This is a genomic window from Pseudoalteromonas sp. AWH4_217 (genome assembly GCF_056161105.1).
Window position 1 is genome coordinate 1 of record NZ_JBSWYM010000037.1, and the last position, 18,797, is coordinate 18,797.

The following is an 18,797-nucleotide window of genomic DNA, read 5'->3' on the forward strand; positions in this document are numbered from 1 at the left end:
TCACGATGCGCTGGAAGACATGACTCCAGTTGGCTACCTTGAGGCAGCATAATTCTACTAATGAGCTGTACTAGGTTGGGTGGAGTTACAGGACTTTGTGCTCTGGTAATTACCAACCTCTTGGCGACACCCACAAAAAAAGGCGCTTTCGCGCCTTTTTCAGTTGTGGACTAGCACTTTATTGTTCACCCACATGACATGTCGCCCCGAAATATAGTTTCATACTGAGCGAGGCTGTAGGGTTTATTCTTTGGCTTAAAAATTTTAAGTTGGGAAATAAAGTTTCATACTAGAGCTGACCCCCTCCCAACCTAAAGATGCTTTCTCTCACATTAAAGTTTCATACAAAGGGCATTGTCAATCTGATGATCCAATAACAGCTTAACGTATGCCATACCTTCTGTAGGACTTAGTTAATCAAAGCTGAAATGGTCCTACACAATTAAAAGCTTATTCTCATCAGGAAAAATCTTGGGCTGAATTACAAAATCCCCCATAACTGCATGAACTTTAATTCCGGGAGCCAGTTGTGATAAATTCCCAGTAAACGCACTCCCTTTTTTTTGCATTTTTATATAGACATCTCCTTTTTGGTAGAGATAATAGTCCGACAAGTCAACTGCTTCAGGACTGATATGCTCCAGACTCCAAGATGCTTTTTCCGTAGTCAACGTCCCAATTCCTATTTCCATACGCCCTAAACCTACATTTTCTAGCTTGCTTTTCATATCTTCTTCTATAGGAGAAAACGAACGAGTTATCGGAATAAATCTAGTAACAATTCCTGTACTTCCTTTTTCGGAATCACTAACTATAGTCGGCTGAAAAACAAAGCATAAATCAAATCCACAACTATTATAGTCTTCCCCAATACGCTGTAGAAATTCCTTAATGCGATCAGAATCTGTGGTTTCGCCTAATCTAATGATCAATTTCTTAATAGCATGCTTATCACGGGGGTCTTTCAACATACTTTTATTTGCGGACAAAATTTTACTTTCTATATTGCGCTGTTCATTTTTATGTTGTTTAGCAATAACTAAGACAGTGCCAGATGGGCACTCCACACAGCTCTCTGTGGGTAAGCTCAATTTTTTAAAGGATATTAAGCATCCGTAACCAATGTCATAAGAGCCATATTCCTTGATTTTAAAAGCAATTGAACAACAAACAAGCTCGACAATCTCGCTTGTCAGAGTTTTTCCTAGACATATAACTTCTAAAGCCCCTGCTGTTTTATAAAACTTAAGGAAATTTTCAAACGTCTTTTTAATAATTTCACACTTTTGATTAAAGTCCTTTTCATGTTTTGAAATATCAAAGTTTTTTATTGATACTTTACTTGAATACCCGTTCTTATAATCAATGGTATAGTCATAGATTGGATTTGACTTACTACAAGGTATAACTTCACCAACGCCATCTAAAATAGAACCAATTGTGATAATTTCAGTTATCAGTCCATGTGATGTTTCCGTGCTTTTTTTTATCTCTCTTGCTGTTGATGTTAGCCAAGTAGAATTTTCCTTAATTAAGTTGACAATGGATTTACCCAATGAATATAACTCAGATGTTGCTATATGATCTGGCCGATTCCATAAAAGCTGAAGCCTATGCCCATCAGTCTGATTCAGCCACTCAGCCCCAAATAAATCCTCTACAGCTTGTAAAGAGTTTTCTATATTTTCTTTGCTATCTGATGTAACTAAATGATCAAATGCTCGACTAAACCTACTTTCCATTGTGTCTCCCATACAAAGACTAATTAAATGCCTTTTTAGATTTGCTATCCATTGTGGATATTAAGTACTTTTCACCAAAGCCAAATAAAATACCCACCGCTATGGCAATATCTATTGAAGTTCCTACTTCCTTAGAGCTAATTCCTCCAAGCTTGATCTCTATAACCCCAACCTTCAACATGATCAAACAAGCAAAACTGAGTACACACGCAAAAATACACCTAATATATGGCGATGCATTCTCTGAAATATGTTGTCTTATCTCATCAAATTCAAGCAACTTTGTTCGAATAGCCACTGACAACCAAGAGCCGACACAAGTCCCCATAAGAGAAAGAAAGTAAAATGAGTAGGACTCATCGAATAGAAAATGCAATAGATACAAAACAACAGAGATTGCAGCCACTGCAATCCCATACTTAACTAAGATTTTACTTCTTGCTTTCAGCCAGTGCAGAGAAAGAACATCTCTTTTAATACTATCCAATGTTTGATTAGCTGTAACTAAATCACCTTTTTCTCCCGAAAAGCACAAAGAAGTAACTGAAAAAACCTCTTCATACAAATGTTTCCTAGTGTCTGGATCATCATTGAAAAGCACTTTACTCGTCGAAATAAATGCTTCTATATCTGACTTGAACTTCAAATATTCCTTTGGAACTGCTTTTTGACTAACTGGCCTAAAAGCAATCTCCGTAGGATTATCTTCTGGGTACCTAGATACATCAAAATACGGGTCACTCATTTGGAAGCACTCTTTTATGACAAATAGTACAATTCTGCGCCTCTCTTCTAGGTAGTGTTATAGAAGGAGAAACCGAAGTACACTTTTGACTAACTTGATCTATCAAACTAATGATTTGGCTGATCTCCATTTCACAGTTGTTATCACTAGCTTTTAATGACTCAAAATACTCTTTAATAACGAGAAGATTTCTTTGGGGCATTAACTCTACACCTCAACATCAATTTGATTGGTCACATGGATAGATTTAATATCCACGCCCGTAGCTGTCAGCGACTGCTTAACTTCATCAAAAATATCTTTTGACTTCTTTTTATGATCTTCAATCGTCATAATTACACAAAAGTTAATTCCATCTGTTGGAAAGTCACCTGGCCCTCTTTCTGTTGAAGTAACTTTAAGACGCCAGTTTTTAGACTTACCAACACCTTGCTTCATTATTTTTTTGTATTTTTTTATCGGCCACCATTTCAAACCATGCTCTATCTGGTTTTTTTCATAATAAGCGTCTTTCCCAACCTCTATTTTCCAAATCGAGTCACAATTTTTTCGGTACTTCCATTCATCTTTTTCGAGTTTTTCTTGTTGTAAATAAGAGTCAATATTTACCCTGCAATATTCGGAACCAAATTTTGCATCTGTTACTGGATCATAGGCCAAGGTAAGTGTAGCGGTTCCAGAGCACTTTCCTTCATTGACAAGACTTTCAGGCCACTGGAACTCAAATTCTGCGACTTCACTGCGATTGAGCTTTCCTTCAAAAAGAACAGTAATAGAATAATCGTCAGTTACCAACATATTTTCAGACGTAGTAGGTGTTCCAAATCCTACAAACCTTCTCTTTATTGAAGTGGTTATTTCTTTATCGTTCAGGGCGCGAGGAAAATCAGAATGATGTATTAACATTGAAATCAATGCATTACGAGAGACTTGTTTATTGAGCTTATGCTCGATGGATGCGAGTGTTTTTGCAACGAAAGGAGCAGAAAAGCTTGTTCCACCTTCATTCATTACTGTACTAGATGAACTAAGAGTAAGTACACCTGGTACAGCAGTTTGCGATGAGAAGCCTCCGTAATGGACTACATCGGGTTTAACTCCCATAGCAACACCGGGCCCTCGCCTTGAATATACGGTAGGAGCACCATGAATATGCTCTTTTAAACCAGGAGGATTCACGGCCCCTACTGTAATCGCAGAAATTGCTTCTGCAGGCTGTTGTATACGATCTATATCAGACGTTATTGCCAGCTGAGATGGCCACCTAGCACGGTAGTCCAAACCACCAAGGTTTCCCGCTGATATAATGAAAATAACATCATGCTTTTTAGAGATCCGATCAATTTGTCTAGCTGCAAAACTATATGAATCATCCTTAACCAGCTCTTTGAAATTAATACTAAAATTAAATATTCTTACACCTTTTGATCTGGCCTGTTTGACTTCTATGTCCAAACATCCAAAGAAGTCTCCTAGCCCATCAAAATTGTCGAAAAAGGAGTTGCGTTCACTATGTATAGGCATCCAAATGTCATACAACAAGCAACCATCATCCTCAATATTTTCTAACTGCGGATTTAATGCTTTACCACCTACTAATAAACTGGCTACTTGAGAGCCATGCTCAGGATCACAATCCGAGTCACTGAACCCCTTCGAGGTTCCTAACTTCCACGCAGATAAAGCTGGATTTTTTACTCCTGAGTCAATTACCCCAACAATTGGATAATCATTACCTTGAATTCTAGATGGGATACTCACATCATTGAATACTAGTGAAGGGTTTAAATCTGATCTTGAAACGAGCGGCGATAAGGTCACGTTCTTTACAAGAGGGCTATCAGCTAAAACTTTTAGAAGTAACTCATGGCGCAACCGATCAAAATCAAAATGCTCATTGTTTTCACGGATAATTACAACACTAGAAAAGTCAATAATGCTTTCCTGAGCCTGTGCTCTATAAAGTCTCACATATAGGGTAGAATTACTCTCAACATCCGAGCTAGCTTTTGAGGCAACAACACCTCCACCTAAACGGAGCAACTTATCTTTGAGGTCTACTTTTAAATTTTCAAGATATTGCTCAGACACCTCACACCCAGATGTACTTGTTTCAACATATTCTATTAGCTCAACTAAATAACCTTTGCTCACTCGTTCATTTTTAAACCAGTTGACTGATTCACTTGATGAAAAGTTTAACTTTTCCTCCGGGCTATAAATGCTAATTTTCTCTACAGCACCAGTCTCACTTCTCGCTGATGATGGCTTATATACCATTTTCTTTTTGCGCTCGTCATAAACCAGCCTACTTTCTAATTCAGCTCCATTTACTCGACTTTTAAGCCATCTTAATGAACCAGGTGTTACTTGAAACAACAACGTCCCTATATTTAACCCGCCTATATGTGGAGACTTATTCGCAGGGAATAAAGTCCTCATGGGTCGATGAGATTTCGCAAGAGCAGAGGGATTTAACTCTACTTTTACCATGCTCAGTTTCGCTCTTGAAGATTCGAGATGCTGCTGAATATGGTTAATTTGACGTTCCAAAGAGGCTTTGTGTTCTCTAAACTCATCGTCTCTCCCGCCATAGAAGTCTTCTAAAGACCCTCCAGGGGTTGGGTCTGGTTTGTATATATAATCGCTAGCATTAAATACTACCTGGAGGGGGTTATGTTTCATAAATATCCTTTTGTATTACTCTATAATGTCGACTTCTCTTTCTCTCTAATAGATCTGGAAACTTTTGAAAGACTTGTCTCGAAAATATTTCCAATTTCTCTCTGAGTGAAGCCCACGTCTTTGTTTAATTTATACATGACAGCACTATCGGTATTGTCCCGCACAAAAGCAGCCAGTTCAGATGTCGTGCTTGCATTTATTGTTAACAATGCCCTAACGACCTTAATAAACAATACGTTGCCTTCTGAAAGCGCGGTATGCCTCTTAAAGTGTGTTACTAATAGTTCAATATCAGAACCGCAGTAGTTTTCTGTAATTAATGATAAGAGTTTTACTTTCTCATCAGATAACTCTAATGGTTTGAGATATTTCCTAATAATCATCTCTCGACCTTTCAAATCAGGTTTTGGAACAAAAACCCTTACATCAAAACGTCTCCATACCGCTGGGTCTAGTAATATCTCATGATTAGTAATTGCAACAGTCATCCCCTGATTAGCACGTTCGTCTATGCATTGAAGCAATGTATTGACGATCCTCTTAATTTCACCAACTTCTTGACTATCATTTCGGGCCTTTGCAACCGCATCAAATTCATCTAGCAGCAATAGGCACCTATGTTGAGCTGCAAACTTGAACAAATTAGTTATATTTCTCGCGCTTGTGCCCAATAATGATGAAACTAATCCATCAAGCTTAGCTAACACAACTGGCAGCCCTAGCATTTTTGCAATGTACAGAGCAAGCTGCGTCTTTCCTGTGCCCGGCATACCAAAAAGCAAACAACTAAGAGATGGCTTGACTCCAAATTTTTCTAACTTATCAATATTCGCCCACTCGTTCACAAGTTGCTCAATAGCTCCTGACAGCTCAACAGGAAATATTGGTTGCTCTTGATTAACCAATTCATCCGGAAAAATCACTCTAGCTAAAGGCGAACCGCTATCCTTATCAACAGGGACTTTGCTGTTAGGTGTTAAAACTTGACCCTTTAAATGAGAAGCTCTTGATAAATTAACTTTAGAAGGCTCTATCATTTTCGTTTTGTCGGCTTTATCAATTAGCCTTTTTATTACACGAGCCTCATCCGTAAGTCCGTCCTCTAGCAAAGCTTCATGCAATCTGTCCATCTGCGACATAACCTCTTTAGAGGTACCGTCTTTTACGATTTGACGGCATAACGCAGAAACAATATGAAACTTTTCCACTTTAAAAAACCTGTATAAATGATCACTATTTTTTCATTATAATGCACTCTACCAAGGGCATCAACAAAAAACCGGAATAGTGAAACAAAAACCAATTTTTTTGAAACAAGAATCAAGTTTAAGACAGAAAAAACCCACATAACCGAAACAAAAAGCAAATAAGCTAAGACAAAAAGTTTAAAAACCTCTCAGCCCACCTTTCTATTTCTGCCTCAGTTAGCTTTCCTTTATCTTTTGAAGGCTGATGCGACACACTTTTGTGATTGCCTTCTCCAACAAGCGCCTCAAAGTATTTCTTTGGCCAACTGAATTGGTTGCTGAGCAATCTTCTTTCTATCTCCGGTATAAAGTCTCGTAGCTTGCCTTTTGGCGCTAATGCTCGCGCTGAAATCACTTTGATGGCGATGGAAGCTCTACCATCAGAGGTATCCACCTCTAATAAGAAATAGCCTTCGTTTTGATGTTCAATTCGCACAATAGCCATACATCTAGGCGAACCATCTACCATAAGGTGACTCTCACTACGGCCAACTTCTGGTAGCTTGCGAACGATGGGCTTACTTTGTTTAACACCATGTTCTTGTTCTAATATCTCCAGCATTTTGAAGAAGCTATCGAATTTGTTGAGATATAAATCGGCGTTTTCGGTTAAGTCATCTAAACCATCTACGGCGGCTCTGGGTGTATCGCCTCGCGAATTTGGATCGTCGGTGCTTACTTCGGGTGGTAAGGTGCTGGGCTTTTCCTCGTCTTCCTTAGCGCCTGAGCCATTACGAGCTTTTGTGTAGACTTTACGAGTGTGTGGTACTCTGTTGTATGTGCGCTGCGTTGCATCACAAAATATCAACGCAGACTCGTTATCTTCACTACCGTCACTTTCTTCATCTATTTCTCTCTGTGTCGGTAACTGCGGATAGGTGCCACCTTCCCCTTTACCAGAACCTCTCTTGTTCTCAATAAAGTTTGGGTGTGAATAGCCAATGTCGGTAATATCTGGAAAGTACAAACCATCAATGGCTTCTATACGGTTAATAAACCAGGTTTTTTCATCTGGCGACTGCCACCCCCTGGCCGCAATGCTTACCCCTTCAAGTTGAGGGGGATCAAACCGGAATTTCCACTGTTGATACTTTTCTGTTGTTACGCTCTCATCCAGAAGATATGCATAGATGCTCTGAAAAGAATGCTTTACATCGTCGTCGAGCAGTATCCAAGCTATCTGATGCCTGAACCCATCATTGTCGAACAAGATTTTCGGGCACAGTGATGTTGGTAAGGCATTGATCATCACATCAGGCTGAAAGTCACCTTCGAGCTCAGGGTCGTAGTCAACGTCAAATTCAAAGTCGAGTGCGTTATGGATCAGAGCCGCATTTGCCAAATAGTTATTGGTAAAGAACAGTGCTCTGGCCAGTTCAAGCTGAGGAAGGTAAATTGTTTTACCCTCGGACCTGAACACAAAACAATTTTGAGATTGTTCATTGCTGTGCCTGAACTTAACTAAACCACACTCTTCAACTGTTCCCCTCTCCCAAAGATCACGTTCGGGCAATGTAATTTCGACTGAAAAGCCAGGCGGTGTTGCCGTGGAGGTTTGGTTGAGTACAACCTGGCGGCTTAAATATGGTAGCTGGCTAAACTTAAGGGATTTGCGATGGGAGTTATTAAACTGAACTCCAATGCTCCATGTCTTACGATCGTGGTACTTGAAAACGTTGCCGATCCCCTGGATCCTGGCGTTATCTGGTAGATTTTTGAATCTGCTCGTTTGCTTCATTCGTTACAACACTTCCCAATAACTCCGCCGTGATGGGGCGGATCCTATCCTTACTGAGCCGTGCTAAACGTTGAATGCGCCAACTTCTATAGTCATGGTGATGTCGAACACAATTAATACATGCCACAGCGATACGACGGCATTGGTACTCCTCTATAGTTTCACAGTATTTATTAAAAAACAATTTACACAAAGGCAACTTTTCTAATTGTTTGATCTGGGACAATGGAATATTTACATGCAAAAAGTACCAGTTTTTTGTCAACCTTGGGACTTCCAGACTAAGCTCCAACGTATTTCTCAGCCTGATAAGTCGCTTTACGTATGCCAGATCACGCTGGTACCAATCTACTTTCTGCTTACGCTTAATGCCTTGTTGCGTGTGCGCTTGATTAAACGCCATAAGCCAGGATTTATCATGTCGATACAACCATATATACAGATCTGCAAAGCCACTTTGTCTGGCCCCCTTAACACCGAACCTGGCTACTGCATGCTGCCATTTTTGCCGTTTGGCAAGCTCAACGATGTGAGGTGGTACCGCAGGTTGATTGCCTGGTTCCTGGCTATAATCCATTTTTGATGCATCTTTCAGTAAACCAGCAATGTCCAGGTGCTCATCAAAAAATGCCTGCAAAACCAGCAAGTGCTGCAAGTAACTAAATGCTTTTCTGTGCTTTCTAAATAATGTCTTGAGCCAGTTTGAATCAACACCATCATCAATACTCAGCCCGAGCCAGCTCAAGCCGAGAGCACCCCAGTATTTATGTACGATATGACTGACCCCTTTATGGTCAATATGTTTACCATGATTTAAACCAAGACGCGTCGCCAGCGCTCGATAGAATGCACTCCACTGCTCTGGATAAATATCAACCTCAGGCGCATCTAACAGAACCTGTGTGTATCCCGCCAGTCTTTGAAATTTAGCAGGCAACTGCTCGGCCACAGCAGCAGGGAGCACACTCGGATTGAGAGCAGAAAACACATGCTTATGAAGAGAGTGAACATGTACGGCACTCTGCATTAAACTTCCGTGTACTGGACAACTCACAACCCCGGGAGCCTGCCAGAGACGATGCCAGTACCACTCTTTATATTTATCGAGCTGCATTGCCAGGCAACGCGGACAGTACTTTAAATACACAGGGCTTTTTACAACCGAGGCGGCTTTCCCAAGCTGCAACTCTGCGGAGCAACCGTTACCAGAGAGCAAGTCATTTTTCACTCGCTGAGCGATTACTGGATGAACAAAGGGGGCATACAGCGGGTATAGCGTGTATTGCTTCAACAGCTTTTCGGCCGTTAGTTTTGCATTTCCCTGGTAGTGGGAAGCAAGCAATTGCAAATGGCCCTGCAATGCCACAGCAGCAACAAACGTCTTGCTGCCAAGCAGATTGTAGAGCAGTTGTTTAGGTGAAAGCTCTAAGCTATATACACCATACCGAGCGATAACACTGTAAATCAGCTCATCGCGATACGGGATGGGTAAATCAAACACCTTACACGCTCTGTTTAAGCCACGATTCTATATCGAATATCTTTCCCTGCTGTTTGTAATACTGATAAAGCTCGCCGGATTGCTTTTTGTGTTGAGAATAACCAAACCGTAAGTCGTCACCAGGCAATGTATGCCAGTCCTTGAGCTTGATGAGTGCTGGCTTCTCTTTGGGTTCTTCCACTTCGATTGGCGTTTGCTCATACCATTCTAGAACGAGTGGAATAAGCCCTCTTACCTGAAGATTTGGATGATCTTTAATAGCTCTTTGCACTAACGGGATCAATAACTCAGATTCACATCCCATGCCTAGCAAAAGGTTATAAAGCCGCATGGCCTCTGAGTCGCTGGCAAAAGGTAATGTGTCTGACTTAGTAGCGGCAACTTCAGAGATCTGTTTGCTCAATTCTAGCAATCGCTTATCAATTTCTTTGTATTTCAAATCTGAATATTTGGCGATACTCCTGACTTTTCCCGATTTAAGTGCTTCAATCATCGGATGAATAGGCTGTAGTTCAGACTCGTACACCTTCATAAGTAACTTTGAAGATAACCGTTCAACTCCAGTGATAATGGCACGAAGCTGCGCAAGTACAAATAACTTAACCACGATATCCAGCACACCTTGAGACAGCTCAAACCAGGTGTTGCGGATCTCTTCTGTGAGCGGCTCATCACGATGGATCAGCCACTGATACTGCCAAAGCTTATCGGTCAACAATCGCCACTCGGTGGGCTTTGGCTTACCCGTTGTTTTATCGATTCTATTTTTATGCTGTGGCAGGGGTTCCCACACCATAGAGCCAATCCCAGTACTACGCCTTGCAGATTGCAACTCAAGTTCAAATATGGGCCTTGCTTTGGGGGTACCAACTAAAATCACCGGCACACCAATAATATTCACCAAGGCCACAAAGAACTCGAGCATTCGTTCTTGCCCTTCTTTTTGCTTACGGCCTAAACGCTGAATTTCATCAATCACTAACACGCCAATAGCATATTGATTAGCGACTTGCCCCATAAATGACAACAGCACCTCAGTACTATGGCGTTTGTAACCGTATCTCTCAGTGAGATCAGTATTGAGATGTTTATCTACCTCTTTAAAGAAGTTTAAGCAGAGACTTTTTAATGACCCATCCACAGGGCATTCAATACGCAAATAGGTGAGTTGGTAAGTGTTATATTGTTCGTGATAGATCGCTTGCGGGTAGGTGGCCAGTATTCGTAGCACACTGGAGCTTTTACCACATCCAGAGCAACCAATAAGTGATAAACAACGTGCCGTTGAGGGCGCTTCGGCAAAACGAAAGCTACTGATGTCTCCCGTCATCAGACGCTCGTAGCCATTTTGTAAGTGTTGTTGTAGCTGGCCAGTAGCGATGTTTCTGGCAACATAGCCACCGCGGATCATCAGCGCTATTTTTTCTTCTAACGCCACATGCATCGAAAGCGGCTGAAAGAAGTCATCAAGCAAGCCACATAATTCATGAGCACGCTGCCTTGCATCTAAATAACCGGCTGCGGGATTGTATTTTACCTTACCCTCCAGTTTAGTTTTTAGCTCTTCTATTTTGCTCACTCTTGGCAACGCCTCTATAAACGGATTGCCTTTGTAGCGCTCAATCTCAGACTCCTGATACATCGCGCGGAAGATGTTGGGTGGTAAAGTCATACGTCGTCATCCTCCCCAAACAGTTGATCTGAAAAGTCAGGAAAGTCCAAATCATCATCCGGTTCAGAGAGGTAATGCACTTGAGCCGATTTGCTGGTATCAATTTCTACTGGCTTATGGGCACGTGCTTTACGTTCTTTGGCTTTTTCTTCAGCTCGATTATCACGAATATCGCGAATACGCTCAGCATCCGACAAACCAATATGTTTTGGTGCGGCCTTTTCAGCCTGCTTAACCACATCGATCACTTGACGTTCCAGAGCACGCTTTTGCTGATCAGCTATCAGTTTTGCATCAGCATGAGTGTGTTTTAACTCATCACTTTGCTGCCATACATCCCAGAAGCTCGCTCCGGAAAACTGCCTTGAACGTGTGGCTAACTTGCACACAAAGTAATCGCTGCTGTTAGGACCGCAGTAAATATAGATATGATCTGCTATCGCCAGATCATATGCCACTTCTACACTCTTGGGTCGTTTAACGTCTTTCCCCCGATGCATCCAGCCCAACTTCAAAAGCTCAGCGCTGGTGTAATACAAACCAAATATACAAGCACCTGACTCGGATATGGTCGCGCGGGCTCTCGGCATCAGTGCTACACGGAGATGCTCTGCCTCAGGCTTTCTCAAACGGCCAGTACGATGTTGCAGGCCCCAATTCCAGATGGCCAACGGGTTATTTTGCAAGTCCGTTGGCATATCTGCGGCTTTATCATAGCTTTCAATTACGTGATATTGGTTGTGATAAAGTACTGACGCTAAAATAATCTTGGTAAACTCTTGAATCGTAAGCTTGGCATCCAAACGATAATCCCGGTCTCCATGCTTTTTGGTCTTGGTGCCTGTGACCACACCTGGTGCGAACGGCTTGAATGCTTGCTGAAAAGTATTAAATGCTCTTTCGACGATGCCTTTTGCCTCGCTTCTAAAAGGGGGTGTATTTTCAAGACGAACGCCAAAACCCTTTTCCAGGCATTCAATTTGATGCCCCATTAGCTCGCCTCTGTCAGCCAGCAATGCGGTAGGTAGGCCTATACAAGGCCATTGCTCTGGTGATACATCAAAGCCAAACTCGCGGCAATAATCTGTTTTATCAGTCGCAGCCATATGAAGTGCTTGAATGGCGGCTGCATACGAAGGGTTTTCAAAGCCGACATAAAACCCCGCCACCATGCGACTGAATACATCGATTACCATGTAAATTACTGGGCGACCAACGATATTGCTTCGTTGGGAGTCAGACACAAGGTAAATATCTGCAATTGTTGCGTCAATCTCGTAGCGCATTCCCGGGCCTAAAACATCTGCAACGGCGGTACCTGTTAAAGGCCGTATGTCTTTTTGCAGTTTGATCTTTCCGGCCTGAGCCTCAATTTTTTCTACCTGGCGATATTCGCGTTTGTAAAAGTGTTCCATTTGCCAATAAGTTGGTAATTCCTGTTCCGGAAGGTCGGGAAAGTACTGCTGATAAATATCTTTTAGTCGATTGTGGGCATATCTGAAGGACTTACTTTTATCAGTCAGAACATGGCGTTCAATGGCAATACGAAACAGTTTTTCAGTAAAGTCATCAATCAGGGCACCGGTACCTTTCATATACTTACGAGGCCTGCCTAACTTTGTTGTTGTGGCCCGGCGCTTTTTGCCCTTTGCCCCTGAGTTTTTATAATCCGGTAACAGTGCATTGGGGATCTGGCCTCGCTGCCAGTAGCGACGTGCAAAACGATAGATTGTCTGCTTAGTCTTGCCCGTATCTACCATTACCTGATGAACCACTTTGCCACGCGCTTTAGGCTCGTAGAAGTCTTCAAGCTCTACCAAGGGCTTAATTGCCGCATAGTTCTCATCGCGTTTTACCTGTGCTGTAGAACCGGATTCTGGTATGACAGCAATGATGTCACTATATGGGTCCGCCGCACGTTTTAATACTTCATTCTGAAAGCCTTGCTCCAATTCAGCCAATTCAACGAACTCAGGGAAGGCCTTATCATCATGGACTTTGATCCAAATAGCGTAGTACTCAAACACCACTAGTATGCGATACAAGGTCTGTTCGTATTGCAACACTTCATTGATTTGAAACACGAAACACCTCCTGAATTTGCTCAACATTACCTAATCGGAGTTGACCCACCTGAAGCTTTTGTACTGGCGTAAAAATGTCGAAGGTAAAGTAACGATCAGCCAGCAAAGCTCTTATTTCAAACAACGATTCTCCTAAGTCTAGTCCATAAGCGGCATCAATCTCTTTGCAGGCATTTATAAGCGTTTTAGCTGGATGTTTTGCAAAGTAATCGGCATAGAATCTGGCTTGCTCAATGGCTGAGTCTTCAGCTTCTTCATGCTGGCCTTGCAATGGATAAATCCACTCAACATTCGCCTTAACCACTTTGGGGATCTCTTGCTCAGTGACTATTTGCCATGGGATCTGCTTTTCAAGCCAAAAGCGCTTTTCGAGCTCGAGTATTTCTATTTTTCGCTGATCTTCAAATGAGCTGACGTATTTGGCCTGCAGCGCAAAGTAGGGAAGATCTCTTGAGGTTGTTTCAACAAAGAAGTCACTTGAAAGGTATTGGTCAACACCACGAACATTTGGGTGTTTGATACCCGCAGATTCCGCTAACTCAAGCGTTATCTCACGCTCTAAAGGGAACTGCTCTTTGACTTGCAGCACATCCTGCCGCCACTCAAGCAAATAGAACACGGATAGTTCAAGATCGGATAATAAATGATGAGTGCGTTTTGATTTATAACCAAAAACCCGATGTACACGGCCGTCTGAAGGTGCATCGTAAACAGTCAACCAAGGCTTGTAATCTTGATTGTCACCGGCACCGCGTCCTTCTTTGATCCACTTACGATATTGAGCCTCAGTATGGCCAATCTTCCTAGACATAATATACCGCTATAACTGATTGAAATTTCAGCATAGCTAGAGTGAAAGTGTGATGCAAATTTATTCATTGATGGAATCACTGTGAGCGCTCAATTGCAGCGAAACATCAACTAATTCTAGCCAGAATGAAATTTACCGTTGCCCTACTGAACCCTCATAAGTTTATCTCGACCACTGCCTTCGCCAAAAGGCACAATGCAGCAATCAGTAACGATCCGCCCCGGCAAGCAGACTCGATACAACGTCCCTTAGCAATTAACCTACACGCCTCATCAGCTCCTTTTTTACTCATGACACCACTAACTTCAATCTTGCCTTTATCTCGTAATTTCATATGAAGACACCTTAAAAATTCATTTAATGGACACAAGCCACTCTAGCAGAGTCGGAAAGATGAATTTGCTGTACAGCAAAACCTTAAAAGACCACACAACAAAGAGGTTCCTCGGTGGAAAATACCGCTAAGAAATACACTTTCCAGCTCTTGGCTTGATGACATCATTATTCGTAATTGGAGCAGGGAAGTATTTTAACCTGGGTTAAAAAAATAGAGTGGAACCAATAATGTAATTGAATGTATGCTCTAAGTCAGAAGCTTAAATTTTAAGGAAAAAGTATCATGCGCTTACCTTCAACTTATGCTCTGGATAAAGAATCGATAAAACTCAACGCTTATAGGCTATTGTGCCATTTTTATGCAAATAAGGAGATTGCTAGGCGTGTCGACCCAGATAATAGAGATGACCCGTTCGCAAAGCTGGAAGATAGCTACTTTCATCGAGAAATGAGCAAGCTACTTATAGATATAGCGATATCTCTGAGAATATTAGATGACCAAATGTCTAAAGCAGATGAAGTGTCAGATGAGGTTATCGCATATAACAAAAGAAAGGCTGAAGTTAACCGAAAGCATAGCTGTATGATGTTTGACGATATGCCGTTAAGGGAAGTTTGCAACAAGATAATCCACGCTGAAATCGTCGAGCCACACTTTGCTGAGTCTGATGATGGGACTCACAAAATAGATAGCTTCAATTGGCTTGGTTGGTCAGAGTCTATGGAACGATCAGGTGATACAGACATACCAAAACCAGAGCCAATAAAATGGAAATACCTAACTAGAAAAATAAGACTTGGCGGTAGAAAAGGTAAAAAAGAGTGGTGGCTTTTATTAGAAGTACCCATATTCGTAACTGCCATTATGGAGCTTTTAGAAAAATGAGCCAAGTACACAGGTTATCGCTGTGTACTCAACTCTATCAGTATGAAACTTTATTACTTAGGATGATACTTTAATACTTAGTATGAATCTTTATTCCTAAGCCACATGACAATCAGTTCAATCAACCCAACTTACTCTACCGTCACTGACTTAGCCAGGTTACGTGGCTGGTCGACGTCGGTGCCTTTGATCACGGCAACGTAGTACGACAGTAGCTGTAGCGGGATTGTATAGACAACTGGGGCAATGATGTCTTCAACGTGATTGACGTTCATGACACGCATGGTGTCGTCTGATGCGAAGTTGGAGTCTTTGTCGGCGAAGACGTAGATGATACCGCCGCGGGCGCGGACTTCTTCGACGTTTGACTTCAGCTTTTCAAGCAGCTCGTTGTTTGGCGCGACGACGATGATTGGCATGTCGGCGTCGATCAGGGCCAGTGGGCCGTGCTTTAGCTCGCCTGCGGCGTAGGCTTCGGCATGAATGTACGAAATTTCTTTAAGCTTCAGTGCGCCTTCCATTGCAATTGGGTACTGTGAACCACGGCCCAGGAACAATGAGTGGTGCTTGTCGGCGAATTCTTCTGCCAGCGCTTCGATGCCTTCGGCCATGTTCAGTGACTCTTCCAGTTTGTTTGGCAGGGTCTTGATGGCGTTAACAATTGTGCTCTGGTCGCGGCCTTTTTCCTGTGCGATTGACGCAGTTAGCATCAATAAGCCGACCAATTGCGTGGTAAACGCTTTGGTTGACGCTACGCCAATTTCAGCACCTGCTTTGGTCATAAAGGCCAGGTCGGATTCGCGTACCAGTGATGAGCCCGGCACGTTACAAATGGTCATAGAGGCCATGTAACCCTGCTCTTTCGCCAGGCGCAGTGCCGCCAGGGTATCGGCGGTTTCGCCAGATTGAGAAATGGTTACAAGTAAGCTGTTTTCGTGTACGAACGACTCACGGTAACGGAATTCAGAGGCAATTTCGACATTACAGCTTACGCCTGCGTATTGCTCTAACCAGTAACGCGCCACCATGCCGGAGTGGTAAGACGTACCACAGGCAATGATCTGAACGTGTTTAACGTCTTTAAAAATCTGGTTGGCCTGGTCGCCAAATGCATCTACCGACACTTTGTCGCCATCTAAACGACCTTCCAGCGTATTGCGCACGGCCATTGGCTGCTCGTAGATCTCTTTAAGCATATAGTGACGGTATTCGCCTTTGCCAGATACATCCTGAGAAATGTTTGATTCGACCACTTCACGCTCAACCGGCTCGCCGTTGATGTCGTAAATTTCAACCGTATCGCGGGTGATGCGTGCCACATCGCCTTCTTCTAAGAAGATAAAGTTACGTGTTACCGCAAGCAGAGCCAGCTGATCAGACGCGATAAAGTTTTCGCCAAGACCTAAGCCGATAACCAGCGGGCTGCCAGAACGTGCAACGATGATTTCGTTGTCGTTGGCTTTGTCGAATACCACAGTACCGTAGGCGCCTTCGAGCTGTTTAACTGCGGCTTTAACCGAGTCCAGCAGAGAGTCATGCTGCTGACGTAGTTGGTGGATCAGGTGAACCATGACTTCGGTGTCTGTGTCAGACAAAAAGGTATAGCCATCGTCTTTTAGCACTGCACGTAGCGACTCGTGGTTCTCGATGATGCCGTTATGAACCAGCGCGATTTCGTTATTTGAAATGTGTGGGTGAGCATTCACTTCGGTTACACCACCATGTGTAGCCCAGCGAGTGTGCGCAATACCTGTGTGTCCGCTGACACCGGACTCGGCTACGGCCGCTTCCAGGTTGGCCACTTTACCCACTGCCTTGACCGTATTCAGGGTACCAGCCTCGCTTAAAGCGACACCCGCTGAATCGTATCCACGGTATTCAAGACGTTTTAGACCTTCGATCAATATACGGTTAACAGGACGTTCTGCTACCGCACCAACTATACCACACATAAATTCTCCATTATTTGCACGTTGTGTGTTGTTACTCTACCTCTGCACAGATCAACTGCACGCCACGGGCCTCGATCGCCTGGCGCAAGTCTGCGGCCAGGTTGTTGTCGGTGATCAAGGTCGTGACCTGATCCCAGGGCAATTCTAAATTCGGTATTCTGCGGCCGATCTTTTCAGATTCGACCAGTACAACCACGTCACGAGCCGCTTCGGCCATGACTTGGCTGAGTCCCACCAGCTCATTGAACGTGGTGGTGCCCCTTGCCACATCAATGCCGTCGGCACCGATGAACAAGGTATCAAAATCGTAAGAGCGTAAAACCTGCTCGGCAACCTGCCCCTGAAACGACTCCGAATGCGGGTCCCAGGTGCCACCGGTCATCAATAAGGTCGGCTCGTTTTCCAGTGCCAACAAGCGGTTGGCAATATTTATGGCATTGGTCATCACCACCAGCCCGCGCTTTTGCGCCAGCTCTGGGATCATGGCAGCGGTAGTACGGCCGCTGTCGATGATAATGCGATGGTGATCTTTTATCAGCGCGGCGGCGGCTTTGGCAATGGCCACTTTGCGTAGCGTATCGCGCTCATCATTGCCTTTGGCAACAATTTCTTGCGGCAGTGCCACAGCGCCACCATAGCGGCGTAATAACAGGCCGCTTTTTTCCAATGCGGTTAAATCCTTTCGAATCGTAACTTCTGATGTGGCAAATTCACTGGCTAAGGCTTCCACACTCACTTCGCCTTGCTCGTTTACCATGGCAAGAATTGTATGTCTGCGTTGCTGTGTATTGCGTTTTGTCATCGTAGTTTTATATTTAGTTATAAGTTTCGTTTCGAACGTTACGAGATTATAGTCGGAACTTACGGTTCGAAACAAGTTAAATTTTGAGCATGGCTTTTTTATTGTGGAAGTGCCCTTTTTTAGTTGGGTTGTTAAAGACGAGGATAGTGGAGGAAACGGACTGGATGACAGCAAAAAGGTCGGGTGACGGGAGCTGCTCGCCTTCGGCTTTGTGGCCGTTTTTGGTACCTGACGGCACTATTATGGTTCCCGGCTCGGGGGCCGGGATGACGGAGGATAGAACCGGGATGACGGAGGATAGAACCGGGATGACGGAAGGAGCTGGGTGACGGAAGGAGAAACTGGGTGACAAAGGGAGAATAGGCATAAACTGGCATCCTCCACTCGTCATCCCGCACTTGATGCGGGATCTACTCGCCTTCGGCTTCGTGGCTGTTTTTTGGCACCTGACGGCGCTTTTATGGTTCCCGGTTCGGGGGCCGGGATGACGGAGAAAGGAGCTGGGTGACGAAGGGAGAACAGGCATAAACTGGCATCCTCCACTCGTCATCCCGCACTTGATGCGGGATCTACTCGCCTTCGGCTTCGTGGCTGTT

Annotated in this window: 14 protein-coding genes; 1 reads left to right on the plus strand and 13 read right to left on the minus strand. The window is 43.4% G+C overall.

The genetic code is table 11. The features are described 5' to 3' along the window. Positions 1-434: 434 nt before the first annotated feature. From ACXAH1_RS23955 to ACXAH1_RS24000, 10 genes are all read right to left on the minus strand, one after another. Positions 435-1,742 carry a hypothetical protein gene (locus ACXAH1_RS23955; RefSeq protein ID WP_475200180.1) on the minus strand — a complete coding sequence of 436 codons (1,308 nt, stop codon included), beginning with the start codon at positions 1,740-1,742 and terminating at the stop codon, positions 435-437. A gap of 19 nt (positions 1,743-1,761) precedes the next feature. Beyond that, positions 1,762-2,487, minus strand: a complete 726-nt coding sequence (locus tag ACXAH1_RS23960) for a hypothetical protein (RefSeq protein WP_475200182.1) — start codon at positions 2,485-2,487, stop codon at positions 1,762-1,764. A 207-nt stretch (positions 2,488-2,694) separates the two neighbouring features. Further along, a complete protein-coding gene (locus ACXAH1_RS23965) occupies positions 2,695-5,172 on the minus strand; it encodes a S8 family peptidase (RefSeq protein WP_475200184.1) in 2,478 nt (825 codons plus the stop codon). 20 nt (positions 5,173-5,192) lie between these two features. After that, positions 5,193-6,380 carry an AAA family ATPase gene (locus ACXAH1_RS23970; protein ID WP_475200186.1) on the minus strand — a complete coding sequence of 396 codons (1,188 nt, stop codon included), beginning with the start codon at positions 6,378-6,380 and terminating at the stop codon, positions 5,193-5,195. Between the two features lie 163 nt (positions 6,381-6,543). Next, entirely contained in the window at positions 6,544-8,157 is a 1,614-nt protein-coding gene (locus ACXAH1_RS23975) for a Tn7-like element transposition protein TnsE (protein WP_475200188.1), read from the minus strand. Beyond that, entirely contained in the window at positions 8,120-9,658 is a 1,539-nt protein-coding gene (locus ACXAH1_RS23980; RefSeq protein ID WP_475200190.1) for a TnsD family Tn7-like transposition protein, read from the minus strand. Before ACXAH1_RS23980 ends, ACXAH1_RS23975 begins: the two co-directional genes overlap by 38 nt. A gap of 1 nt (position 9,659) precedes the next feature. Next, positions 9,660-11,330: an AAA family ATPase gene (locus ACXAH1_RS23985; protein WP_058796747.1), complete on the minus strand. Its 1,671-nt coding sequence runs from the start codon at positions 11,328-11,330 to the stop codon at positions 9,660-9,662. Then, positions 11,327-13,414 carry a Mu transposase C-terminal domain-containing protein gene (locus ACXAH1_RS23990; protein WP_475200193.1) on the minus strand — a complete coding sequence of 696 codons (2,088 nt, stop codon included), beginning with the start codon at positions 13,412-13,414 and terminating at the stop codon, positions 11,327-11,329. The genes ACXAH1_RS23985 and ACXAH1_RS23990 overlap by 4 nt, the downstream gene beginning before the upstream one ends. After that, positions 13,398-14,225: a TnsA endonuclease C-terminal domain-containing protein gene (locus ACXAH1_RS23995; RefSeq protein WP_475200196.1), complete on the minus strand. Its 828-nt coding sequence runs from the start codon at positions 14,223-14,225 to the stop codon at positions 13,398-13,400. The genes ACXAH1_RS23990 and ACXAH1_RS23995 overlap by 17 nt, the downstream gene beginning before the upstream one ends. Positions 14,226-14,379: 154 nt before the next feature. Continuing rightward, positions 14,380-14,559, minus strand: a complete 180-nt coding sequence (locus ACXAH1_RS24000) for a hypothetical protein (protein ID WP_138538102.1) — start codon at positions 14,557-14,559, stop codon at positions 14,380-14,382. Positions 14,560-14,844: 285 nt separating this feature from the next. On the opposite strand from ACXAH1_RS24000, the gene ACXAH1_RS24005 reads away from it, so the two are divergent. After that, entirely contained in the window at positions 14,845-15,447 is a 603-nt protein-coding gene (locus tag ACXAH1_RS24005; RefSeq protein WP_475200199.1) for a hypothetical protein, read from the plus strand. Positions 15,448-15,578: 131 nt separating this feature from the next. Here ACXAH1_RS24005 and glmS read toward each other — a convergent pair whose 3' ends face one another. The 3 genes from glmS to ACXAH1_RS24020 all read right to left on the minus strand — a co-directional run bounded on the left by glmS (position 15,579) and on the right by ACXAH1_RS24020 (position 18,568). Beyond that, a complete protein-coding gene (gene glmS, locus ACXAH1_RS24010; protein WP_054016145.1) occupies positions 15,579-17,399 on the minus strand; it encodes a glutamine--fructose-6-phosphate transaminase (isomerizing) in 1,821 nt (606 codons plus the stop codon). Between the two features lie 31 nt (positions 17,400-17,430). Continuing rightward, positions 17,431-18,201 carry a DeoR/GlpR family DNA-binding transcription regulator gene (locus tag ACXAH1_RS24015; RefSeq protein ID WP_046004119.1) on the minus strand — a complete coding sequence of 257 codons (771 nt, stop codon included), beginning with the start codon at positions 18,199-18,201 and terminating at the stop codon, positions 17,431-17,433. A 76-nt stretch (positions 18,202-18,277) separates the two neighbouring features. After that, positions 18,278-18,568 (minus strand): hypothetical protein, encoded by a 291-nt coding sequence (locus tag ACXAH1_RS24020; protein ID WP_475200202.1) that lies wholly within the window; start codon positions 18,566-18,568, stop codon positions 18,278-18,280. Positions 18,569-18,797 lie beyond the last annotated feature (229 nt).